The organism is Cupriavidus sp. 05N38, from assembly GCF_056397345.1.
On the sequence record NZ_JBFTNF010000017.1, the window covers coordinates 87,211 to 110,617 of the forward strand.

General features: G+C 69.4%; 16 protein-coding genes and 1 pseudogene. 7 read left to right on the forward strand and 10 right to left on the reverse strand.

Annotated features, from left to right (window positions below; all coding sequences use genetic code 11):
* Window positions 1-143: 143 nt before the first annotated feature.
* On the reverse strand, window positions 144-671 hold the full coding sequence (gene ppa, locus AC1DK4_RS15065; protein ID WP_017228479.1) for an inorganic diphosphatase: 528 nt from the start codon (window positions 669-671) through the stop codon (window positions 144-146).
* Between the two features lie 210 nt (window positions 672-881).
* Here ppa and AC1DK4_RS15070 point away from each other — a divergent pair, with 210 nt between their 5' ends.
* The 3 genes from AC1DK4_RS15070 (at window position 882) to AC1DK4_RS15080 (ending at window position 4,072) form a co-directional block, all read left to right on the forward strand.
* Window positions 882-2,318 (forward strand): aldehyde dehydrogenase family protein, encoded by a 1,437-nt coding sequence (locus AC1DK4_RS15070; protein ID WP_441612558.1) that lies wholly within the window; start codon window positions 882-884, stop codon window positions 2,316-2,318.
* Window positions 2,311-2,553, forward strand: a complete 243-nt coding sequence (locus AC1DK4_RS15075; protein WP_441612559.1) for a hypothetical protein — start codon at window positions 2,311-2,313, stop codon at window positions 2,551-2,553. The genes AC1DK4_RS15070 and AC1DK4_RS15075 overlap by 8 nt, the downstream gene beginning before the upstream one ends.
* 214 nt (window positions 2,554-2,767) lie before the next feature.
* The gene (locus AC1DK4_RS15080) at window positions 2,768-4,072 is read left to right on the forward strand and encodes an MFS transporter (RefSeq protein ID WP_441612560.1); all 1,305 of its coding nucleotides are present in this window, start codon (window positions 2,768-2,770) and stop codon (window positions 4,070-4,072) included.
* Between the two features lie 141 nt (window positions 4,073-4,213).
* Here AC1DK4_RS15080 and AC1DK4_RS15085 read toward each other — a convergent pair whose 3' ends face one another.
* The 6 genes from AC1DK4_RS15085 to AC1DK4_RS15110 form a co-directional block, all read right to left on the reverse strand.
* The gene (locus tag AC1DK4_RS15085) at window positions 4,214-10,279 is read right to left on the reverse strand and encodes a hybrid sensor histidine kinase/response regulator (RefSeq protein WP_441612561.1); all 6,066 of its coding nucleotides are present in this window, start codon (window positions 10,277-10,279) and stop codon (window positions 4,214-4,216) included.
* A gap of 71 nt (window positions 10,280-10,350) precedes the next feature.
* Entirely contained in the window at window positions 10,351-12,516 is a 2,166-nt protein-coding gene (locus AC1DK4_RS15090; RefSeq protein ID WP_477131616.1) for a methyl-accepting chemotaxis protein, read from the reverse strand.
* A 114-nt stretch (window positions 12,517-12,630) separates the two neighbouring features.
* Window positions 12,631-13,203 carry a chemotaxis protein CheW gene (locus AC1DK4_RS15095; RefSeq protein ID WP_441612565.1) on the reverse strand — a complete coding sequence of 191 codons (573 nt, stop codon included), beginning with the start codon at window positions 13,201-13,203 and terminating at the stop codon, window positions 12,631-12,633.
* 55 nt (window positions 13,204-13,258) lie between these two features.
* Window positions 13,259-13,639, reverse strand: a complete 381-nt coding sequence (locus AC1DK4_RS15100; RefSeq protein ID WP_441612566.1) for a response regulator — start codon at window positions 13,637-13,639, stop codon at window positions 13,259-13,261.
* A 20-nt stretch (window positions 13,640-13,659) separates the two neighbouring features.
* Window positions 13,660-14,163, reverse strand: a complete 504-nt coding sequence (locus AC1DK4_RS15105; protein ID WP_441612567.1) for a response regulator — start codon at window positions 14,161-14,163, stop codon at window positions 13,660-13,662.
* 626 nt (window positions 14,164-14,789) lie between these two features.
* Window positions 14,790-14,960, reverse strand: a complete 171-nt coding sequence (locus tag AC1DK4_RS15110) for a rubredoxin (RefSeq protein WP_017225880.1) — start codon at window positions 14,958-14,960, stop codon at window positions 14,790-14,792.
* 223 nt (window positions 14,961-15,183) lie between these two features.
* Here AC1DK4_RS15110 and hemL point away from each other — a divergent pair, with 223 nt between their 5' ends.
* Window positions 15,184-16,476, forward strand: a complete 1,293-nt coding sequence (gene hemL, locus AC1DK4_RS15115; RefSeq protein WP_441612568.1) for a glutamate-1-semialdehyde 2,1-aminomutase — start codon at window positions 15,184-15,186, stop codon at window positions 16,474-16,476.
* A 20-nt stretch (window positions 16,477-16,496) separates the two neighbouring features.
* Here hemL and dapA read toward each other — a convergent pair.
* Window positions 16,497-17,442 (reverse strand): annotated as a pseudogene (dapA, locus tag AC1DK4_RS15120) (4-hydroxy-tetrahydrodipicolinate synthase).
* Window positions 17,443-17,885: 443 nt separating this feature from the next.
* Here dapA and AC1DK4_RS15125 point away from each other — a divergent pair.
* From AC1DK4_RS15125 to AC1DK4_RS15135, 3 genes are all read left to right on the forward strand, one after another.
* Window positions 17,886-18,500, forward strand: a complete 615-nt coding sequence (locus AC1DK4_RS15125) for a LemA family protein (RefSeq protein ID WP_441612569.1) — start codon at window positions 17,886-17,888, stop codon at window positions 18,498-18,500.
* 111 nt (window positions 18,501-18,611) lie between these two features.
* A complete protein-coding gene (locus tag AC1DK4_RS15130; RefSeq protein ID WP_441612729.1) occupies window positions 18,612-19,436 on the forward strand; it encodes a TPM domain-containing protein in 825 nt (274 codons plus the stop codon).
* Window positions 19,437-19,442: 6 nt separating this feature from the next.
* On the forward strand, window positions 19,443-19,949 hold the full coding sequence (locus tag AC1DK4_RS15135; RefSeq protein ID WP_441612570.1) for a TPM domain-containing protein: 507 nt from the start codon (window positions 19,443-19,445) through the stop codon (window positions 19,947-19,949).
* Window positions 19,950-20,004: 55 nt separating this feature from the next.
* On the opposite strand, the gene AC1DK4_RS15140 is transcribed toward AC1DK4_RS15135, so the two are convergent.
* Together AC1DK4_RS15140 and AC1DK4_RS15145 are read right to left on the reverse strand one after the other, a co-directional pair.
* A complete protein-coding gene (locus AC1DK4_RS15140; RefSeq protein ID WP_441612571.1) occupies window positions 20,005-21,000 on the reverse strand; it encodes a phosphatase PAP2 family protein in 996 nt (331 codons plus the stop codon).
* A 67-nt stretch (window positions 21,001-21,067) separates the two neighbouring features.
* On the reverse strand, window positions 21,068-23,368 hold the full coding sequence (locus tag AC1DK4_RS15145) for a spermine/spermidine synthase domain-containing protein (protein ID WP_477131617.1): 2,301 nt from the start codon (window positions 23,366-23,368) through the stop codon (window positions 21,068-21,070).
* Between the last annotated feature and the right edge of the window lie 39 nt (window positions 23,369-23,407).

Sequence of the window (23,407 nt, forward strand, 5' to 3'; positions counted from 1 at the left end):
CCTGAAGCTTAACTTGGCGGCACCGAGCCGTACTTGGCCCTGATCAAGGCCACGGCGACAAAAAAACCCGCCGCAGCGGGTTGGGTCCGGTACCGGAAACGGCCATGCACGCATGGCCGCCGGTGCCGCGCCGGTGGCAGGGCTTACTTCTTGTAGTTCGCCACGCCGTCGGTGATTTCCTTGTGGGCTTCCTCGATGCCGGCCCAGCCTTCGACCTTGACCCACTTGCCGGCTTCGAGCGCCTTGTAGTTCTCAAAGAAGTGCTTGATCTGGTCCAGCAGGTTCTGCGGCACGTCCGACAGGCCCTTCATGAAGGCGGTGGCCGGCGACAGCTTGTCCAGGGGCACGGCGACCAGCTTGGCATCCACGCCGGACTCGTCGGTCATCTTCAGCATGCCCAGCGCGCGGCAGCGCACTACCGCGCCGGCCAGGATCGGGAACGGCGACAGCACCAGCACGTCGACGGGGTCGCCGTCGCCCGACAGGGTCTGGGGGATGAAGCCGTAGTTGGCCGGATAGCGCATGCCGGTGCCGATGAAACGGTCGACGAACAGCAGGCCGGTTTCCTTGTCGGCCTCGTACTTCACCGGATCGCTCTGGGCGGAGATCTCGATGATGACGTTGAAATCGTTGGGGATGTCCTTGCCCGGGGAGACGAGGTTGAAGCTCATGCGAGTTCTCCAGATGCCTGTGTTTGTGGATGGCGGGCATTATAACGGGTCAAAGCTGACCCGGAGCTGACCCGGCCCCGACGTCTTGCGCGCCGCGCGTGCCTTGCGCGTCTCGCGCGGTGAGTGATAATGGCGAATTGTCCGAACCACGCATCGACAGGCGCACCGCCAGCCACCCGGCGGCAGTCGCATCCAGCCGGAGCCCCACCAATGCATGCCCAGCATTTCGTTGCCAACCGCCTGATCGCGCCGGATTCCGGCATGCGCATCAAGGTCTTCGACCCCTCCAGCGGCGAACCCTTCGCCGAGATCGCGCGCGGCAACGCCGTCGACATCAATGTGGCCGTCCGTGCCGCCCGCCAGGCCGCCGAGGGCACCTGGGGCGCCATGGCGCCGGCCGAGCGCGTGCGCCTGCTCAACCGCGTGGCGCTGATCCTGATCGAGCACGAGGCCGAACTGGCAGCGCTGGAAGCGCGCGACACCGGCAAGCCCCTGCGCCAGGCCGCCGCCGATGCGCGCGCCGTGGCGCGCTACTTCGAGTTCTATGCCGGCGCGGTCGACAAGCTGCACGGCCAGACCATTCCCTACCAGCCCGGCTACACCGTGCTGACGGTGCGCGAGCCGCATGGCGTGACCGGCCACATCATCCCGTGGAACTACCCGCTGCAGATCTTCGGGCGCAGTGTCGGCGCGGCGCTCGCCACCGGCAATGCCTGCGTGGTAAAGCCCGCCGAGGATGCCTGCCTGTCGCTGCTGCGCGTGGCGGAACTGGCCGCCGAGGCCGGCCTGCCCGAGGGCGCACTGAACATCGTCACCGGCTACGGCCATGAAGCCGGCGCCGCGCTGGCGCGCCATCCCGGCATCAACCACATCTCCTTCACCGGTTCGCCGCAGACCGGCAAGCTGATCGCGCAGATGGCAGCCGAGAACCACGTCCCGGTGACGCTGGAACTCGGCGGCAAGTCGCCCCAGATCGTATTCGCCGATGCCGACCTCGACGCACTGGTGCCGGTCATCGTCAACGGCATCGTGCAGAACGCCGGCCAGACCTGCTCGGCGGGCAGCCGCGTGCTGGTGGAGCGCCCGCTCTACAACGCCGTGCTCGACCGCCTTGCCACGGTGTTCGAGTCCTTGCGCGTGGGGCCGTCGGCGCTGGACCTGGAATGCGGCCCGCTGATCAGCCGCAAGCAGCAGCAACGCGTATGGGATTTCGTCTCCGACGCGCAGCATGCCGGCATCGCCGCCATGGCGCAGGGCCAGATCGTGGCCGAAGCGCCGGAATCCGGCTACTACCAGGTGCCGATGTTGTTCCGCGACGTGCCCCCCTCGCACCGGCTGGCGCAGGAAGAAGTCTTCGGCCCGCTGCTGGCGGCGACGCCCTTCGACACCGAGGCCGAAGCCATTGCCCTGGCCAACGGCACGCCCTACGGCCTGGTCGCCGGCGTCTGGACGCGCGACGGCGCGCGCCAGCTGAGGCTGGCGCACAAGCTGCGCGCGGGCCAGGTCTTTATCAACAACTACGGTGCCGGCGGCGGGGTGGAACTGCCCTTCGGCGGCAGCGGGCAGTCAGGCTACGGCCGTGAAAAGGGCTTCGAGGCCCTGTACGGATTCACCACACTGAAAACCATCGCAATTCAACATGGGTAATATCAACTTCCTGTCGGTCGCCTTCGCCATTTTCTTCTTCTGGATGGCGTGGCACGTCAGAAACAAGCGCGCCACCAACCCGTCGGCCATGCCGCGCCTGCAGGTCTTCAAGCGCAAGTGGGGCGACACCCTGGGCGACCGCGTGCACTGGTGCCTCTACGTGGCGCTGCCTTTCCTGCTGGCATTGATGATGACGGCCAACGCCCTGCGCGGCCGCGGCCCCTTCGCCCACTAGCAGCGCGTCCGGAAGGGATTCTCGCGTCGTTGCGCCGCCTTGTGACGGTGCACGGCCCGCTGGCCGCACGCCTGGCCAGAGCAGCGTCGCGTCCCTTCCCGACCAGCCTGCAAGGCAAGCCTTCAGGCCAGTTTCCCGGCGCCGCGCGCATCAGGCGGCGCCCCATCCCGCGGTATTCGTGCAATCACAGAGAGTAAATCCAAGAGGAGACAGCATGACAACGACCGCAGTACATCCCGGTGCCGCAGGCACCGCCTTCGAGGACGCCACCTACCGCAAGGTCAGCTGGCGCCTGGTGCCCTTCCTGCTGCTTTGCTACGTCGTGGCCTACCTGGACCGCGTCAACGTGGGCTTCGCCAAGCTGCAGATGCTCAACGACCTCAAGTTCAGCGAGACCATCTACGGGCTGGGCGCCGGCATCTTCTTCATCGGCTACTTCCTGTTCGAGGTGCCGAGCAACGTCATCCTGCACAAGGTGGGCGCGCGCATCTGGATCGCACGCATCATGATCACCTGGGGACTGATCTCGGGGGCGATGATGTTTGTCACCACCCCGACCATGTTCTACGTGCTGCGCTTCCTGCTGGGCATCGCGGAAGCGGGCTTCTTTCCCGGCATCATCCTCTACCTGACCTACTGGTACCCGGCCCACCGGCGCGGGCGCACCACCACCTTCTTCATGACCGCCATCGCCCTGTCCGGCGTGATCGGCGGCCCGCTGTCGGGCTGGGTGATGCAGGCCTTCGACGGCCACAACGGCTGGTCCGGCTGGCAGTGGATGTTCCTGATCGAAGGCGTGCCCTCGGTGCTGGTGGGGCTGCTGGTGCTGGCCTACCTGGATGACCGCATCGCCCACGCCAAGTGGCTCAGCGACGACGAGAAAGCGCTGCTCCAGCGCAATATCGCCAACGAGGACATGCACAAGGAAGACGCGCCGGTCGGCCAGGTGCTGACCAGCCCGCGCGTGTGGCTGATGAGCGCGATCTATTTCTGCTTCGTGATGGGGCTGTACGGCGTCAGCTTCTGGCTGCCCACCATCATCAAGCAGACCGGCGTGAAAAACCCGTTCGACATCGGCCTGCTCACCGCCATTCCCTACGGCTGCGCGGTGATCGGCATGGTGCTGGTGGCCTACAGCGCCGACCGCAGCCGCGAGCGCCGCTGGCATATCGCCATCCCCGCCCTGCTGGGCGCGCTCGGCTTGCTGTTGTCGGTGTACTGGCACGCCAATACCACGCTGGCCCTGCTCGGGCTCACGCTGGCCACCATCGGCATCCTGACCACGCTGCCGCTGTTCTGGAGCCTGCCGACAGCCTTCCTGGCAGGTACCGGAGCGGCTGCGGGAATCGCGCTGATCAATTCGCTGGGCAACCTGGCTGGCTTCATCAGCCCGTATGCGGTGGGCTGGCTCAAGGATCTGACGCAGAGCACGGATTCGGGCATGTACCTGCTGGCCGCCTGCCTGGTGGCTGGCGCCGCGCTGACTTTGTCGGTGCCGGCGAAGATGGTGAACAAGTAGGACGACGCGCCTGGCGGCGGATGCAATGTCCGCGGCCTGCGCCCCTCTCCCCATGCGCGGAGAGGGCGTGACCATCGTCGGGCACTGCGAGCGGCCCGGGCGCAAGCTGCCGGGTCGGGCAGGCGCCTCTGCGCCGCCCCGTCAGCTCCCCGTGTTTTCCCCCAGCATTGCCGCCACCGAACCCGCCGTCCCGGCCGCCCTCTCGCCCAGCAGGTGGTGCAAGGTGGTCAGCAGTTCATCCTCGTTGTACGGCTTGCCCAGGTAGACGTTCACGCCGATCTCGGCGGCATAGCGGCGGTGCTTCTCCGCCGTGCGCGAGGTGATCATCACCAGCGGCATATGCGCGGTCCGGCCGTCCGCGCGCACATTGCGGGTCAGGTCGAAGCCATCCATATGCGGCATCTCGATATCCACCAGCATGGCGTCCGGCATCACTTCCTGCAACTGCCGCAGCGCGTCCACGCCGTCGCGCGCCAGCACGACCTGGTAGCCGGCGCGGGTGAGCAGGCGATGCGAGACCTTGCGCACCGTGAGCGAATCGTCCACCACCATGATGGTGGGCTGCGAGCCCAGGCCAGCCACCGGCGCGCTGCCGTCCTGGCCGAACTCGGCCACGGCGCCGAGCGCGGGCTGCCGCGCCTGCGTCTCCAGCGCGGGCGCCGTCAGGCGCGGCTGTTCGCCGCGCTCGCGCACGAAGCGCTGCGCCAGCACGACCGGGTTGTAGATCAGCACGATCTCGCCGTCGCCCAGCGTGGTGGCGCCGGCGATGCCTTCGAGGCGTGCCAGGTGCGGACCGATGTGCTTGACCACCACTTCGCGGTTGCCGATCACTTCGTCGATATGCACGGCGATGCGTTCGGCACCGCTGCGCACCACCACGACGGGCGAGTATTTGCGCCCCGCGGCGATCGCCGGGGCTTCTTCCAGGAGCGTGCCGAAATAGTGGAACGGTACCTCGCCGCCGGGCGCGTCGAGGCGGCCCCGGTTATAGGCATCCAGCAGGCCCTGCGAGCGCAGTTGCTGCACCTGGTCGATCATGCCGCTGGGGATAGCGAACGGGCGCCCGCCCAGCGTGACCAGCAGCACCTGCGTGATCGCCGTGGTCAGGGGCAGGTGCACGGTAAAGCGGGTGCCCTGCCCGGCTTGCGTGGACAGCGCGATGCGCCCGCCCAGCGCCACGGTCTCGGCCCGCACCACGTCCATGCCGACGCCGCGGCCGGCGAGTTCGGAGACCGACTCGGCGGTGCTGAAGCCGGGCGAGAAGATCAGCTCGGTCAGGCGAGCCTCGCCAGCGTCGTCGTCCGGCGCCAGCAGCTCGCGCTCGATGGCGCGCGCACGGATGCGTGCCAGGTCCAGGCCGCCACCGTCGTCGACGAAATGCAGCACGACCTCGTTGCCTTCTTGCTGCACTTCGAGGGTAAGCGCCCCGGTGGCCGGCTTGCCCGCCGCACGGCGGGCCTGCGCGGATTCGATGCCGTGCACCACCGCGTTGCGGATCAGGTGTTCGATCGGGCCGGCCATGCGGTCCAGCACCGAGCGGTCGACCTCCACGGTGCCACCCTTGATCAGCAGCCGCACTTCCTTGCCGGTCTCGCTGGCGGCCTGGCGCGCCACGCGGTATAGCCGCTCGGCCAGCGCGTCGAACTGCACCATGCGCGCCTGCATCAGGCTGCGCTGCAGGCCGCGCGTGAGACGCGCCTGCGCATCGAGGTCGCCCGCGGCACGGTCGAAACCCCGTTGCAGGTTCTGCTCGACCGTGGCCACGTCGTTGACCGACTCGGCCATCATCCGGGTCAGTTCCTGGAAGCGTGTGAAGCGGTCGAACTCGAGCGGGTCGAAATCCTGCTTGTGCTGGGCGTCGGCGATGCGCGAAGCCATCTGAGACTCTGCCTGGATTTCAATCTCGCGCAACTGGCCACGCAAGCGCCCCACGTTGTCGTTGAGTTCACCGAGATAGCTGCGCAGCGCTTCGAGCTCGCTCTCCAGCCGCGCGCGCGTGGCGCCGACTTCGCCGGCATCGGTGATCAGCGTGTCGAGCGTGCGCGCCTGCACGCGCACCAGCGCGCGCTGGCGTTCGACGGCGTCGGCCACGGCCGGCACGCCACCGGCAGGCTGGGGCGGCAGCGTGCCCACGCCCACCACGCTCAATGGCAGCGGCAGCGCCTGGGCGCGCGGCGCGGCGTCCGCGGCCTGCGCGTCGGCGGGCGCGGACGCCACGGTGTCGCTACCGGCATCCGTCGCATTGACCAGCTCCGGATCGTCCACGGGCAGCAGACGGCCGGCCTGCAGCGCCTCGCCATGCGCGAGGATGCGGTCGTACCAGGCATACAGGCGCACGAACAGCGTCGGCCCGACGCGGTCACCGCGCACGGCGGCGTCGAGCAGCGTCTCCATCTCGTGCGCGGCCTGGCCCAGCGCCATCGCACCGGCCATGCGCGCACTGCCCTTGAGCGTATGAAGTGCACGCAGGATCAGGCCGGCGTGGCTGGCGTGCTGCCCATCACCGGAGGCGGCTTCCCATCCGCGCACCAGCTTGCCGAGTTCGGGCAGGCTGCCATGCGCCTCTTCGAGGAAGATCTCGACGAGCGCGGCATCGAGCGGTTGCTCGGCGCGTTCGGCCACCGGGGCGGGCGCAGGTTCCGGCGCCGCCAGGGGGGGAGCCAGCACCGGAGCTGAAAAGGGAATGCTCGCAAGCGCCTGCGACGTCCCGCCAGCTTGCTCGGGCTCGGCAGCGGCCGCCGACGGCAGCTTGCCGAACAGCAGCGCGACCGGCGCGTCTTCCGCCTCCGGCGCCAGGCCGACGGGCTCGGGCATCGCCAGGCGCGGGCGCACCATGGCGCGCTCGCCGAGCTCGGCCAGGCTGCGGCAAAGCGCCTCGTCGGCATCAGGCCAGATCCCCGCGGCGAACTGGTGCAGCATGCCGCGTACACGCTCGACCGCCTGCTCCAGCAAGCGGAAGTCCCCGGGATGCATGGCCACCGGATGCGCGCCAAGCTGCAGCATCAGGCGTTCGAGCGCTTCGGCAATGGCACGCACCGGCTCGAGCCCTACCGTGGAGGCGCTGCCTTGCAGGGTGTGCGCAACACGCAGCGCCAGTTCGCTCGGGCACGGGCGGCCCTCGTGGTGCCATTCCGAGACATCGGTGGCGAACTGGCGGACCAGGTCGTCGGCTTCCTGCAGGTAGACGTTGTAGAGCGGCAAGCTGATGCGGACCGGGCCGATCAGCTTGAAATGATCGCTCTGCTCGGCCGGCGTGCTGGCGAAGCGGAACGGAATGACCTTGGCATCCGCGACGGTGGCCTCGGCGGGCAGGCCGTCCGACGCAGCGACCGACGCATTAAGCGACGCATCGACCGGTGCCTGGTTCTCTGCTTCGTTCGCAATCTCGCTCGCCACCTCGCCTGCGGTGCCTTGCACGGCCTCGCGCACCGGTTCGCGCGCCGCGGACTGTGCCTGTCCCGCCTGTCCATCCTGTCCCTGCTGTCCGTCGTCCGCGTCCGCACCGGCACGCACCGCTTGCGCCGCGGCCAGCAGGCCTGCGGTCGCGTGCGCGGCCAGCGGGTTGTCGTGCAGCGCCGTCACCCATGCCGCCAGCTCGTCGTGCGCGCGCAGCAGCAGGTCGACCACTGCCTTCGACGGCCCGCGCGCCTCGGCGATCCACAGGTTCATCACCTGCTCGATGGCCCAGGCCGCTTCGCCGTAGCGGTGCAGGCCCACCATGCGGCTCGATCCCTTGAGCGTATGGAAAGCGCGCCGCAGGCGGCTGACGGTATCGGTATCGGCCAGCGCCGCCGAGCCGCCGCGCAGGTCGCTGGCAACCTCGCCCAGCACTTCGTCGGCTTCGGTAAGGAAGATGTCCAGCAGCTCGGCGTCGATGGCGGCACTGTCCGTCGCCGCCGGCGGCGCCGGCGTGGCGGGCTGGCTCGCCTCGGCGGACGGCAGCGTATCGGCCAGGGCCACCACCAGGCGCTCTCCCGCGCCGTGGGAGCCGGCCAGCCAGGCATTGAGCTGGGTAGTGGCCTCGTTGGCATGGCGGCGCAGGCTGGCCGCGTCGTCAATGGCGGCTTGTTCGCCGAGCGCCTGCAGCGCCGTGCGCAGCGCCTTGACCTCAGGCGCGTCGGCGGCGGGCGCGTGGCGCACCACCTCGCTGGCGGCAGCGCGCGCATTGGCCAGCAGCGCCGCGTGGGACAACGCGCCGCCCTCCCCGGCCAGGCTGGCGGCGCCGGCGGCGCTGGCATCCGGCGCGCTGGCGGCGGCGCTGCTGCGGCCGAATGCGAGTGCGTCGATAAAGGCATGCACCGCACCGAGCTCGCCGGCAATCGCGGCCAGCCAGCCGGCGCGCTCGCCGGCGGCGTCGGCTTCGGCGGCGTCCGTTACCTGCACGGCGCGCGCGCCGGCCAGCAGGCCGAGCGACAGCGTCACGCGCTGCAGCGCCACGCCAACGGCGAGCGCCTCGTCACGCAGCGTCTGCGGCAGGGCGTTGGCCTGCTGCAACTGTTCGAGCGTGGCGCCGAGCGCGGCGAACGCGCGATCGGCATCGCGCAGGTGCGCGCCGGCCTCGCCACGGGTGGCGTCGCGGTCGTATGCATCGAGCCAGGATTCGGCGCTGTCGAGATGACCGCGCAACTGCGCCACGGCGGCCTCGCGCAGCCGCTGCGCGCGGGCCTGCTCGACCATCTGCATGAGCCAGCGCGGGGCTTGCACGGCGGCCTCGCCGCGCCGGCGCGCGCCAAGATAGGCGGCCAGCTCGTCGCAGCGATGCGCGAACTCGGCAGCGCACGCATGGCCGGTGCTGCCATGCACGCGCCACGGCAAGGCCAGGGCGCGGCCAAGGAACAGGGCGATGGCGCCGATGCCGATGGCGTCGTCGCCGCCGCCGGCACCATCGGTGGTATCGGTGCCATCGGCCAGCAGGGCGGGATGCGCGGCGGCGTCCAGGCAGCGCAGCAGTGCCGGCTGGGCCAGCGGTTGCGCCGCCTCGGCCAGCGCGGCGAGGGCGTCGTGCCAGCCCCCGTGCTGCGGATCGGCGGCTGCGCGCTCCATCGCGGCGGCGGCCTGCTGCAGGTTGCGCGTGTCGATGGGATCGAGCCAGCCGTAGTAGCGCACGCGGAAGTCGGCGTGTACCGCCGCGTGCGCCGCGTCGATGCGGAACGCTTGCAGGCACGCGCGGATGGCCGAGCGCAGCACCAGCACGGCTGGAGCTTCCGTCTCGCCGGCTGGCACTGCCGCGCCGGCGCCGGTGGTGGTGACAAGCAGGTAGACCGCGTCGTTGAGCAGCGCCTGCGGCACGCGCACCTGGCCTTGCAGGTACTGCCGCAGCAGCAGGTGGGAACGCCCCGCCAGGCGCTTGGCGAGCAGGTCGGAGGCAAGCAGGCCGTGGGCCAGCGCCCCGAACACCAGTGCCAGCACGTGCCATACGCCGCGATCCGGATGGTCGGTGGCGCGGCGCAATTCCTGCTCGCTGGCGCGTACGTCTTCGAGCGCGGACTCCAGCGGCAGGTAGGCTTCGAGCAGCAGGCTCGCGTCATGGCAAGGCACCGGCAGGCGCAGCGCCTTGAGCAGTGCCGCTTCGAAACGCTGGCGCGCGCGCGTGACGGTGGCAGCCATGCGCATCGGCAGCACGATGCCCGGCAGCATCTGCAGCTCGTCCACCCACAGGTCGGCCGGATGCACGCGGTCTTCGCCGATCCGGTCCAGCACGTCGGCGTAGGAACGGAACAGGCGCACCGGGTCTTCGTCGTCGCCGGCCATCAGATCGTCGACGTACTCGGCCAGCGCCTGCACGCCGAGGCGGAACACGTCCAGGGTCCTTGCATCGGCCGGCACGGCGCCGGCGTCGATGCCGTCGAGCAGGCGGCGCAACGCCTGGCAGTAAGGGTCCACACCACGCAGGCCGACGATATGCACGGCGCCCGCGGCCTGGTGCAGGTGCTGGCCGGCCAGCCGCAGCGAAGTGGTGTCGCGCGCGCCCAGCGCCTCGGGCGCCTGCTGCACTTCGTCGACATAGTGGCCCAGTTCGGCCGCGGCATCGTCCAGCGCGGCGCGCAGGCTCGGCGCCAGCCAACCCAGCACGGAAAGGTCGCGCGCCACGGGGCTGGCGGCGGGTTCGGCACCGGCGTCGGCGCCCGGGGCTGCCGGAACCGGTGCTTCCTGCCGGGCCGGGTCAGCGCCGGCGGCGTCGCGCGAGACAGGGAAATTCAATGACATGACTGCATCCAATGCGTCCAATGCGGTGGCGCCGGTCCGTGGCCCGCGATGGCGCGGGCTCGCGTAACTCGTCAGGCGATCTTGAATCGCAGCACGGAATTGCGCAGTTCCTCGGTCAGCAGGGTCAGCTGGCGCACCGACAACGCAGTCTGGCGCGTGCCGGACGACGTTTGCTCGGTCACCTGCAGGATCCCTTCGATATTGCGTGCCACCGCGGTGGCGAGGCCCGCCTCGTGCGAAGTGGTCTGGGAAATCTGCTCGATCAGCTCGGCAAGCTGGCGCGACACGCGGCCGATCTCCACCAGCGCGGCGCCGGCATTGTCGGACAGCTTGGCCCCTTCGACCACGCCCTGCGTGCTGCGCTCCATGGCGTGCACCGCGTCCTGCGTGTCGGTCTGGATGGTGCGGATCAGCGCGCCGATCTGCTTGGTTGCCTCGCCGGAGCGTTCCGCCAGGCGCTGCACTTCCTCGGCCACCACCGAGAAGCCACGCCCGGCTTCGCCGGCCGATGCGGCCTGGATGGCGGCGTTGAGTGCCAGCACGTTGGTCTGCTCGGTAATGTCGGAAATCAGTTCGACGATTTCACCGATCTCCTGCGACGATTCGCCCAGGCGCTTGATCCGCTTGGAGGTGTCCTGGATCTGCTCGCGGATGTCGTTCATGCCGAGGATGGCGTTCTGCACCGCGTGCTGGCCTTGCTCGGCGGCGGCCAGCGAGGCGCGCGCCACGTTGGCCGACTCGGCGGCGCCGCGCGACACCTGCGTGATGCGGTCCGCCATTTCCACCACCGACTCGCCGGTCTGGCGGATCTGGCGCGACTGTTCCTCGGATGCGGCCACCAGTTCGATCGACGTGTCCTGCACCTGGCCGGAAGCCTGCGTGACCTCGCCGGCGGTCTGCTGCACACGGCCCACCAGCTCGCGCAATTCTTCCACCGTGTAGTTCACCGAGTCGGCAATGGCGCCGGTGATGTCCTCGGTCACGGTGGCCTGCTTGGTCAGGTCGCCGTCGGCGATGTCCTGCAGTTCGTTCATCAGCTGCAGAATCGCCTTCTGGGTCGCGTCGTTGTTGCGCTTTTCATCCAGGCGGCGCGCGTCGGCTTCGTGCTCGCGGGCTTCGGCTTCCAGCGCCTTGGCGCGCGAGTCGCGCAGGTAGAGCGCGGCCAGGCCGGCCAGGAACAGCAGCGTCAGCGCGGCCGAGACGATGGTGGCGCCAAGCGTCAGCGGACGCACGCGCGCGCCTTCCGCGTAGGCGGCCTGCAACTGCGACAGCTCGCCGCGCAGGGCTTCGTTGTCGTTGAAGATCTGCTGCTGGGCAYGCTTGGYGGCGATCAGGCCGGGCAGGTTCTGCAGGATGGTCTGCGTGGTCTTCTGCACGGCGTCGAAACGCTGCGAGAGTTGCTGCAGGTAGGTGCGGGTCTCGGCATCGCCGGCGGCCGACAGGCGCAGCGCCTCGCTGCCGTTGAGCAGCCCGTCCAGGGTTTCGCGGAAGGTATTGGTGTCCTTGCCCAGCAGGAACGCGGTTTCCGGGTTGACGCCTTCGCCTGCCAGGAATTCGTTGAGGTTCTTGCCCAGGCGCTGCGTCAGCATCACCAGCTGCGCGGAGGCGGCCACCTCGCGTGCGTTGGCGCCGCTCTGCAGCTTGATTGCCGCCACCTGCTCCGCGCTTTCCAGCAGTTCGGGGTTGGAGGCGTTGAAGATCTGCAGCGTCTGGCCGATGGTGATCAGGGTGGGCAACTGCGCCAGCACGTCGCCCGCGCTCTTCTCGGTGCGGCGCCAGGATTCCGTGGCCTTTTCCAGCAGCGGCACGGCGGCGCCGCTGCTGGCGCGCACGTGCTTGGTGTCGCTGCCGTTCTGCAGGGCCTGCAAGTCGCCCGCCAGTTCCTCCCTGGACTGGCGCAGCTGGGTAAAGGCCTGCGCATTGCCCAGCAGCGCCACCGGCACCGCCTTGGCCAGGCGCTGCGAGTGCATCAGCATGTCGCCGGCGATCTCGATCTGTGCCGCGCCGTTGTTGGCTTCGCGATTATCGGCATAGACCGAGACCAGCAGCGCCACCAGGGACAGCATCACGCCGCCGGTGAGCGCGCGCTGCTGGCTGGCGAACGGGATGCGGCCAAGCCTGTCCGCGATACGCTCGGCCGGGGTGCTCCTTGCCGCCGGCGCGCCGGCATTCACCGCCATCTCGGCGGCGGCGGCCACCGGCCCGCGGCGACCCAGGCTGAAGTTCTTGAAACCCATAGCACCCACCCTCTGTTCGTTATTTTTCGATTCTTGGTTTCTCTGCGGCGCGCCCGCGACCATGCGCGGACCCGCCCCCTCCCCATCCGTACCGCTGCCCTGCCCGCTGCGCGCTCAGGCGGCCTGCCGGCCCACCTGGAGGAAGGCGGGCGACGCCAGCAGGCGGCGCACGTCCAGCACCTGCCAGTCCCGCCCGTCGCGGTCGGCGAAGCGCGCGCCCTCCCATTCGGGCGCGCCCTCGGACGGGCTCTCCGGCCGGCTGCCTTGCGTCCCGGCCGGCAGGCTCAGCTCGCCCGCATGGCGCAGGCCGATCACGCGCGTGGCCAGGATGCCGCACGCGCGCTCGACCTGGCGCGACAACACCACGATCTTGCTGCCCGGCTGCAGCGGGGTGGCTCCCTCGCCGCAGAACAGGCTGAAATCGATCACGCCCAGGAGGCTGCCGCGCGCATTGACCAGCCCCGTGTACCAGCCCTGCGTCAGCGGCACGCGGCTGGGCTGGCGCATCTCCATCACCTCGCCGGTCTCCAGCAGCGGCAGCAGCCAGTGGCGCTGGCCCACCTGCAGGCCGAGGTAGCTCTCCACCGCGGGCAGGCTGCGCGCCTCGCGCAAGCGGCGGGCCAGCATGGCTTGGTAGTCCTGCAGCCGGGTCTGGCGGGCACGGAGGTCCTGGCGCGGCGCGTTCATGAGCGGATTTCCGGTGAGAGGAAGGAGGGGTAACGGGTGGCCGCGCGGGCTCGCCTCAGTGGGCCAGCGCCGCAATCTTGCCGAGCAGCTCTTCGCCGTCGACCGGCTTGACGATGTAGTCGGACGCGCCCTGGCGCATGCCCCAGATGCGGTCGGTATCCAGGCCCTTGCTGGTGCACATGATGACCGGGATATCCTTGAAGCGGTCGTCGCGCTTGATGGCGCGGGTGGCCTGGTAGCCGTTCTGGCCTGGCATCACCACGTCCATCAGGATCAGGTCGAAGCGTTCGTTCTCGAGCCTGGCGAAGGCCTGGTCGCTGTTGCCGGCCACCGAGACCTTGAAACCCTTCTTGCCGAGCAGGTCGGACATGAACAGGGCTTCGGTCGGGGAGTCGTCGACGATGAGGATCTTGCTGATGGTCTTGCTGGTAGTCATGAGTATTCCTGGGTATGCGCTCAGGCCGGCTCGGCGCTGGCCACGGCGGCGGCACATGGCAGGCAGGCGTCTACCGCCTGCAGCAGCGATTCGCGGGTGAACGGCTTGGCGAGATGGTCGCGCGCGCCGACGAGGCGGCCGCGCGAGCGGTCGAACACGCCGTCGCGGGACGACAGCATGATCACCGGAATGGCATGGAAGCGCGGGCTTTTCTTGATCAGGGCGCAGGTCTGGTAACCGTCCAGCCGCGGCATCAGGATGTCGCAGAAGATCAGGTCCGGATGCATGTCGCCCACCTTGGCGAGGGCTTCGAAGCCGTCTTCGGCCAGCAGCACCTGGCAGCCCGCCTGCGACAGGAAGATCTCGGCGGTGCGGCGGATGGTGCTGGAGTCGTCGATGACGAGCACCTTGCGCCGCGCGGGCGCAGCACCGCCGCCGGCTTTACCGGCTTCGACCACGCCGCTGACTCCGGGGTTGACCCCCAGGCTGACCCGAATACTTTCTTGTAGTTGATCGACCCGCATACCGTTCCCGCAACCAGCGCGCCCCCTGCGGGACACGCCGGCATTGACTTGAGAACTTCCGCGCGGCGCAGCCTGGCTGCTCCGGCGGCCCCCGAAACAATACGTCCTGATTCCCGAAAAACACGCCGCCGCGGTGGCCCGCGGCTGGCAAATGGCGGCGCGTGGTACCCGCGCCTGCCTGGTCCACCCCCCAAAGGGCGGATTTTCAAATTTGAAACAGAGTGTGACAAGTCGCCGTGGGGCCGTCAATCCGGAATCCCGGCCAGCCCCTGGCGATCTGTCGCATCGACGCGACGCGGCAACGCGGACTGGCCTGCCGGGGGCGGATCCGTCATGGGCGCGTCACGCCGATCTGCCCGGCACGGCGGCGGCCGTCTGCCGCCCCACGGTCCATGGCAACTTCACGTGGCCGAAGACGTGGCCCAAGAAGCGCTATCACGCTATCGACATAAAGCGAGGCCGTCCTGGCCAGGGCGGAGCGGGGAATTCGGATCGCATGGCGATCCGCCTGCTTGGCGGTGCGCGCCAGCCAGCGCGCATGCGCCCTGCAAGGGCGCGGCCGCAGGCAGTACAAGTGGCACTTGCCGTGCCGCGCAACGACGCCAGGCTCTTTTCGATCGTGCCTCTTACAGGGCCACCATCTCGAAATCTTCCTTGCGCGCGCCGCATTCCGGGCAAGTCCAGTTGATGGGTACGTCTTCCCACTTGGTGCCGGGCGCAATGCCGTCTTCGGGCGCGCCGGCGGCTTCGTCGTAAATCCACCCGCAGATCAGGCACATCCAGGTCTTGTATTCCATAACGGTTCAGTCACTCTCCATTAAAATTCAGGGCCAGATGGTACCGAATCGGCGCCGCCGGCGCCAGCCAGGCAAGCAGGATTCGGGCCAAATACGCCGTGTTCGCGCACGTTACCGCGTAAATGCCACGCATTGCAGCCTTTTTGCAGGCATTTCCGCGTGACTTGGCGCCTGATGGAACGCGTTTCTTCGTTTTCTCCCGCTTTTGACCTCACGCAAAGCCATGTCTCGTAACCAGCAGCTCTTCGACCGCGCCCAGCAAACCATCCCCGGCGGCGTCAATTCGCCCGTGCGCGCCTTCCGCTCGGTGGGTGGCACGCCCCGCTTCATCACGCGCGCCGAAGGCGCCTATATGTGGGACGCCGACGGCCAGCGCTACATCGACTACATCGGCTCGTGGGGCCCGATGATCGTCGGCCACGCCCACCCGGAGGTGGTGCGCGCGGTGCAGGAAACCGCCGGCCTGAGCTTTTCGTTCGGCGCACCGACCGAGGCCGAGATCGAGATGGCCGAGGAAATCTGCAAGCTGGTGCCGTCGATCGAGCAGGTCCGGCTGGTATCGTCCGGCACCGAGGCCACCATGAGCGCGCTGCGCCTGGCGCGCGGCTTCACCAAGCGCGACCTGATCGTGAAGTTCGAGGGTTGCTACCACGGCCATGCCGACAGCCTGCTGGTCAAGGCCGGCTCCGGCCTGCTGACCTTCGCCGACACCACGAAGAATGCGCCTTCCTCGGCCGGCGTGCCAGCCGACGTGACCAAGCACACCATGGTGCTGGAGTACAACAACGTCGAGCAGCTCGAGCAGGCCTTCGTCAAGCACCAGGGCGAGATCGCCGCGGTGATCGTCGAGCCGGTGGCCGGCAACATGAACCTGGTGCGCGCCAGCGATGCCTTCCTGCAGGCCATGCGCGCGCTGTGCACCAGGCATGGCGCCGTGCTGATCTTCGACGAGGTCATGACGGGCTTCCGCGTGGCGCTGGGCGGCGCGCAGGCGCACTACGGCATCACCCCGGACATGACCTGCCTGGGCAAGGTGATCGGCGGCGGCATGCCGGCCGCGGCCTTCGGTGGCCGGCGCGACATCATGGCCTGCCTGGCGCCGCTGGGCGGCGTCTACCAGGCCGGCACGCTGTCGGGCAACCCGCTGGCGGTGGCGGCCGGGCTGACCACGCTCAAGCTGATCCAGGCGCCCGGCTTCCATGAGCGCCTCGCCGTGCAGACCCGCAAGCTGGCCGACGGCCTCGCCGCGGCGGCGCGCGAAGCCGGGGTGCCGTTCGCGGCCGACGCCATCGGCGGCATGTTCGGCATGTACTTCCGCGACGGCGTGCCGGGCAGCTTCGCCGAAGTCACGCAATGCGACACYGCGCGCTTCAACCGCTTCTTCCACGCCATGCTGGATGCCGGCGTGTACCTGGCGCCGTCCGCCTTCGAGGCCGGCTTCGTCTCGGCGCAGCACGACGACGCCATCCTCGCCACCACCATCGAAGCGGCGCGCAAGGCGTTCGCCGCCGGCTGAGCGCTGCGCCCCTGCCGGCGCTAGCCGCGCAGGGCGGCGGCGGCCTCGCCGAGGTCCGCGCAGGCGCGCGCCAGCGCCGTCTCGAGTGCCTCGCTGGCCGGCGTCATCGGCGCGCGCAGCGCATTGCGCAGCCAGCCCTCGCGCGCCAGCATGGCCTTGACGGGACCGGGATTGGGCTGCGCGAACAGCAGCCGGATCATCGGCATCAGGGCATGGAACAGGCGCCTTGCCTGTTCCAGGCGCTGCTCCGCCACCGCGCGCGCGAGCGCCACGAACAGCTCCGGATAGAGATGCGCCGAGGCGATGATCGCGCCCCGGCCACCCAGGCACAGCGTGCCCAGCAGCTGGTGGTCCTCGCCGGCCAGCACCGCCAGGCGTCCGTCGGCGATCACGGCCTGGGTGCCGTGGTAGTCCCCGCCGCAATCCTTGATGGCGAGGATATTCGGATGCGCGGCCAGCGCCAGGATGGTGTCGGTGTCCAGCTTCACGCCGGTGCGGTAAGGAATGTCGTACAACACCAGCGGGGCGGCGGCGCTGTCGGCCAGCATGCCGAAGTAATCGCGCAACCCGGCTTGCGACGGCCGCACATAGGCGGGCGCAGGCGTCAGCAAGCCCGCCAGCGGACGCCCGGCCAGGCGCCGCACGCGCGCCTGAGCCTGCCGCGCATTGCTGCCGGACACCCCCAATCGTCACCGGCAGGCCGCCGGCGGCATCCAGCACGGTGTCCAGCACGGCCAGTTGCTCGTCTTCGTCGAGCGCTGCCGCCTCGCCCGTGCTGCCGCACACCACGAGGCCCGCGATACCGCTGTCCGCATAGCGACGCACCAGCCGCGCCAGCGCTGCATGATCGACGTCGCTCCCGGCGAACGGCGTCACCAGCGGCAGCCAGATTCCCGAGAAGACCTGTCCTGCTTGCCGTGCTTGATCTGCTTGAACTGCCTGAACTGCTTGTTCTGTCTGCTGCATGAAACACTCCTGTGCGACCGGTCAGGAAGAAACCGTGCAGAAGTGCGCCGGGTGGCAGCTGGGCCCGCTAGGGGCAGTGAAGGGGCATGAACCTGGCCTCGCCCCTGATCGCAGGTGCCGTTCCGTCGCTCATCTGACGGAACAGCACGCCCCGGTCAGACGAGCGGCTGTTTTTTGGCTTTGGCGCGCGCGAGCACCTGCCGCTGCGAGGCAGCGGAAGCAGGAGCGGAAACCGGCGAAAAGGCGCGCATGGCAGGCTGGTGATCGATGGCTGTGCGGTGATGCAGGGTGGTGCAGGCGTGGTGCAAGTCTGGAGAGCCGACCGCGCCAAAACCGACAATCTACCGGTGCCGGCATCCCCCCGTCAACTGCGCCGGGACGAATCGCTTGCCCGCGCCGGCCCCTGCGCTACACTGGTGTTTCCACGAATTCCGGAGTCTCCGATGCGCGCAGCCCTTTCCCTGTCTTCGCCGCGGTCTGTCTTGCGCTGGCTCTTGCTGGCCCTGTGCGCCAGCTTGCTGTCCGCCTGCGGGTACAACGACTTCCAGACCAAGGACGAGGCCGTCAAGGCGGCCTGGGGCGAGGTGATCAACCAGTACCAGCGCCGCGCCGACCTGATCCCCAACCTGGTCAATACCGTCAAGGGCTATGCGACGCACGAGCGCGAGACGCTCGAGGCGGTCACCAAGGCCCGCGCGGCGGCCACCAGCATCCAGGTCTCACCCGAGACACTCAACGACCCGGAAGCATTCAAGCGCTTCCAGCAAGCCCAGGGCGAGCTGAGCGGCGCGCTGTCGCGCCTGCTGGCGGTGTCGGAAAACTATCCCCAGCTCAAGGCGGACGCGTCCTTCCGCGACCTGCAGTCGCAGCTCGAAGGCACCGAGAACCGCATCACCGTGGCGCGCCAGCGCTATATCGTCGCGGTGCGCGACTACAACGTCCTGGCACGCAGCTTCCCCACCAACCTGACCGCAATGGTGTTCAAGTACCCGGTCAAGCCGTCGTTCACGGTGGAGAACGAGAAGGCGATCTCGGCGCCCCCGACAGTGAAGTTCTGAGCCCGGCGGCAAAAGGCAAAGCGCATGCGGCAAGACCTGGCCCGACTCTCCCCGACGCACGCTGAGCGCATCCTGCGCGGCGGGCGCGCCACCGTGCTGGCGCCGCTGCTGATGCTGGCGGCGATGCTCGGCGCGCTGCTGGCATGGCCAGCGCTGGCCGCCGCGGCGGCCGGCGCCGATGGCTTCGTGCCGGTGCCGGCGCTGACCCAGCGCGTGACCGATCTCACCGGCACGCTCAGCGCCGGCCAGCGCAGCGCGCTGGAAAACGTGCTGGCCGAGTACGAGCAGCAGCGCGGCAGCCAGATCTTCGTGCTGATGGTGCCGACCACCGAGCCCGAGCCGATCGACGCCTACAGCATCCGCGTGGCCGACGCCTGGCGCGCCGGACGCAAGGGCATCGACGACGGCGTGATCCTGCTGATCGCCAAGGACAACCCGCCCGGGCTGCGCAAGATGCGGCTGGAGGTAGGCCGCGGCGTGCAAGGCTCGCTCACCGATGCGATGTCCAAGCGCATCCTGCAGGACGTGATGGCGCCGCATTTCCGCCAGAACGACTTCTACGGCGGCCTCGCGGCCGGCGTCTCGGCCATCCAGGCCACCATCGACAAGGAAGGCCTGGCCGGGCCGCAGGCCGGCGGCAAGCCGGCCCAGCGCGGCTCGTGGACCGACTGGCTGCCGGTGCTGTTCCCGCTCGCCATCATCCTGTTCTTCTTCACCTCCGCGGCACGGCGCCCGCGCGGCCCGCAGATCGTGACCGGACGGCGCGGCTGGGATGCCGCCGCCGGCGGCCTCGGCGGCACCCTCGGCGGGCTCGGCGGTGGCTGGGGACGTGGTGGTGGCGGTGGCGGCTTCGGCGGGGGTGGCGGAGGTGGTGGTGGCTTCGGCGGCGGTGGCGGCGGCGGATTCGACGGGGGCGGTGCCTCCGGCAACTGGTAGCCACGCATGCCACATTTCAAACGCGCCCTGCGTCATCTCGGCACCCGGCCCGGCGTCGCCGCCAGGCACTTCCCCGCCGATGCCAGGCAGCAGCTGCAACAGGCGGTCGCCGCCGGCGAGCAGCGGCACCTGGGCGAAGTGCGGGTGGTGATCGAATCCAGCCTGCCCGTATCACTGGCCTTCGCCGGCACCACGCCGCGCGCACGCGCGCGCGCGCTGTTCGGCGCGCTCGAAGTGTGGAACACCGAAGGCCATACCGGCGTGCTGCTGTACATCAACCTGGCCGATCACGCAGTGGAACTGCTGGCCGACCGCGGCATCGACGCGCGCGTCGGCCCGGACACCTGGCACGCGATCTGCGACGACCTGGCCGCCGGACTCGCGCGCGAGCTATCGGTCAGGCCGGTGCTGGCGGCGGTGGAGAAGATCCACCACCTGCTTGCCCTGCACTTCCCTGCCGAAGGCGGCAAACCCAACCGCAACGAGCTGGACGACCGGCCAATCGTGCTGTAGTCCGCGCTGCCGCTGTCGTGGGCGGGTATCTGCCGCCCACGACAGCGGCAGCGCACTAGTTTTCCATCGCCCCGCGCGGGCGCGCCAAAGACACGGCGGGCAGCGCCGCGCGCCATGGCCGCGGCTCGCGCGCCTGGTGCAAGGCGCGCACCAGCAGGAAAGTCGCCGCCCACACTGCCACGCCGGCCAGCACGTCCACCAGGTAGTGCCCGCCCTGGCTGGGCGTGGACAGGATCATCACCACGTTGAACGGCAGCACCGCGAACCGTGCCAGCCGCGACCACCACATCGCCCGGATAAAGACCAGGCCCATGACGGTGTGAAACGACGGCATCGACACCAGCCCCTGCGCGGTGTTGAGATCGAACACGCGCAGGCTGCCGTCGCGCAGCGGCGCGAAGTGGGAATACTGCGCCAGCTCCGCCGGCGACACCCCGCCCAGGTGGCCGAAGAAGTAGTACGCGCCGCTGGCCGGCAGCGGCGTGGAGATCAGCAGCACCAGCGCGAGCGAAATCATCATGCAGGAAAGGAACTCGCGCAGGCGCTCGGCCGGGCCAAACAGGCCGATCGCCAGCGGCACCAGCAGCAACTGCATGCGCCCGCCCTCGTAGCACCACTGCAGCACGCCGCTCAGGTCCGGATGCGCGCGCACCCAGGCATGCACCGCGGGCCACCTGAAACCAAGGGCGGCATCGATGGCGGCCAGCCGCGCATCGATCAGCGGCGGCGCCATCGTGACCAGCAGGTAGGACAGTACGCACATGCCATTGAGGAACAGCACCAGCCAGGCAAGCGCCTGCATCATCGCCGCCAGCGCCGCCAACCGTTGCCGGCCAGACGCGCCGCGTGCCGCCGAAGCCCTGGCCGCCAGCATCAGCAAGCCGCACAGCGTGCCCAGCACGGCAAACGCCAGCAGGCGGCTCTCGAGCGCCTCGGCGGCGAGCGAGCGGCCGCTCAGGCGCAGCCACAGCGCGTCGACGGCCAGCACCGCCAGGATCGAACCCCAGCGGACGGTGTCGCCGCGCGTCCAGAGCGCCGTGCCGGATACCATGTCAATTCCCCCGGTCTGGTGCCTGCCGGCCCCCTTCGCCGACAGGCGCACCGCCTGCGTCATGCATTCAGTCGAGCCCGATCAGATGACGCCACTCGCTGCCCATATTGTCATCGGTGACCGATGCCAGTCCTGTCGTGCGGGCCAGGATACTGGCGCACTCCTCGATCGTATTGCCGGGGCCGGACCGGCTGCCGGCGTGCGCGGCATGCCAGTCCGCCTGCATGGCGTCGACGATGCGCGCGCCCTGGCCGCTGCCCGCGTCCAGCACCGGGCGGCCGTCGATGCGATAGGCTGCGAGCGTCCGGCTCCAGTGCTTGAAATCCCACGGCAGCGCCTCGCGCGATACGACCACATGGTTCTTGAAACGCGCCCCGTGAGGGAATGACAGGCAGGCCGTGCGCTGCGCCCGCGGCGAATCGGTGGTGTTGTAGTAGAGCACGCCGCCCGGCGCCAGATGATCGCCGGCAAGCCGCAAGAACTCCGAGGACAGCAGGTTGGTGGTGTTGGCCCGGAAGTGCCACGTGGTGTTCGACACGATGGCATCGAAGCGCCGGTCGGGATGCATGCGCAGCCAGCGACGACCGTCGTCGGCAACGATCGTCACCTTGGGGTTGCGCAACACCGAGGCTTCGGCCGGCATGCGCGCCACCAGGTCCACATAGCCGGGATTGATCTCCACGATGGTCAGCGAACGCACCTCCGGGTTGTTGGCGATCACCTGCGCCCACGACCCGGACGACAGGCCGACCATCAGGACATCGCGCGGATGGCGGTGGAACAGGTTCAATGCATAGGGACGGATGATGCCGTTGGTGTCGTGGCGCAGGTCGACGTTGAAGCGGCCGTCATACATGCCGCCGCCATACACGGTGCCCTCGCGGTCCACCGTGATGATGCCGCTGCGGTTTTCGATCACGTGTGCGAAGGGCCCCTTGGGATCGGGAGCGTCTTTCCAGAGCAGGCTCTCCAGCGCGCCACCGCCGAAGGCGGGCAAGGCCACTACCGCCAGCGCCCACAGCGCGCCGGCACCGGCGGTCTGCCACCGCCGCGAGYCGGCCGGCAATGGCAGCCACGCGCCGAGCAGGAAGGAACATGCCACGCCGGCGCAGACCAGCACCACCGCGATGCCGAGCAGGCCGAGATACTCCATCAGTACGAAGCCGGTAAGCAGGCTGCCGGCCGCCGAGCCAGCGATATTGGCAAGGTAGAGCAGTGCCGTGCGCATGCCGGCGTGGTGATCGGCGGCCACGCCCCAGTGCGCCAGGCACGGCAACAGTGCCCCCCACGCCCGCGCCACCCAGAACRCGACCAGGCACATCGCGCAGAGCAGCACCACGCCGGACGCGACAAGGTGCGCCAGCATGGGCAGGAACAGCAAGCCGGCGAGATTCGCCACGAGCAGGCTGATTGCCAGCCGCTGCATCCCCTGCTCCGCGGCGCCGTGGCACCAGCGCCCCGCATGGTGCGCGCCCGACGCAATGCCGAGCAGGAAGACGCCCAGCGTGAGCGCAAAGGCCGAGGCGCTGCCGCCGGTGGCATAGGACACCGCGCGGAAGAAGAAGATTTCGTACGACAGCGAGATTGCCCCGCCGGCGCAGGCCAGGATCGAAACCGCACAGAAGCGCAGGACCGGCGTGGCCGCGGGAACCGCGGCGGACACGCCCTGCCGCGCCTGCGCCGCCGCGGCATCGGGCGCGTCGCCGACCAGCCAGTGCACCGCGAGCGCGCCGGCCGCCACGGTCGCATTGATCGCCACGGCCACATGGACGGCGGCCTGCATGCCGAGGAAGGGAAACAGCGCAGCGGCGCTGATCAGGCACGCAACGCCGGCACCCAGCGTATTGACGTAGTAAAGGAGTCCGACGGTGCCGCCCACATTGCCGGAACGGCGCGCCAGGTGCCCGACCAGCACCGGCAATGTCGCGCCCATGAGCAGCGTGGGGACCAGCACCAGCGCCAGCGCGACCAGTGCCGTCACGCCCAGCGGCATGCCGAGCGCCAGCGAACCGGCCCAGTCGAAGATATCGAGCGAGACCAGCCCGAACGCGCCGGTGAGCAGCTCGATCGCCGCCAGCAGCGGCAGCAGTGGCAGCCCGCGCCGCCTCGACAGCAGGCCGCCGGCCAGGCTGCCCAGCCCCAGTCCCAGCATGAAAGCCGTGACGACGATCGTCACCGATTCGATATTGACGCCGAAGATGCGAAACAGCGCGCGCTGCCAGATCAACTGGTAGATCAGCGCCGGGAATCCCGAAAAGAAGAAGAGAACGCAGAGCGCATGCCGCCAGCGCAAGGCTTCGTGCGCGGCGATACCAGGATTGGCACCCGCCGCTGGCATGGCACCGGCAACCGGATTGCTCGGCTTCATAGACCCTCCCCCTTGGAGCCGTCCAGTCGGGCCTGCGCC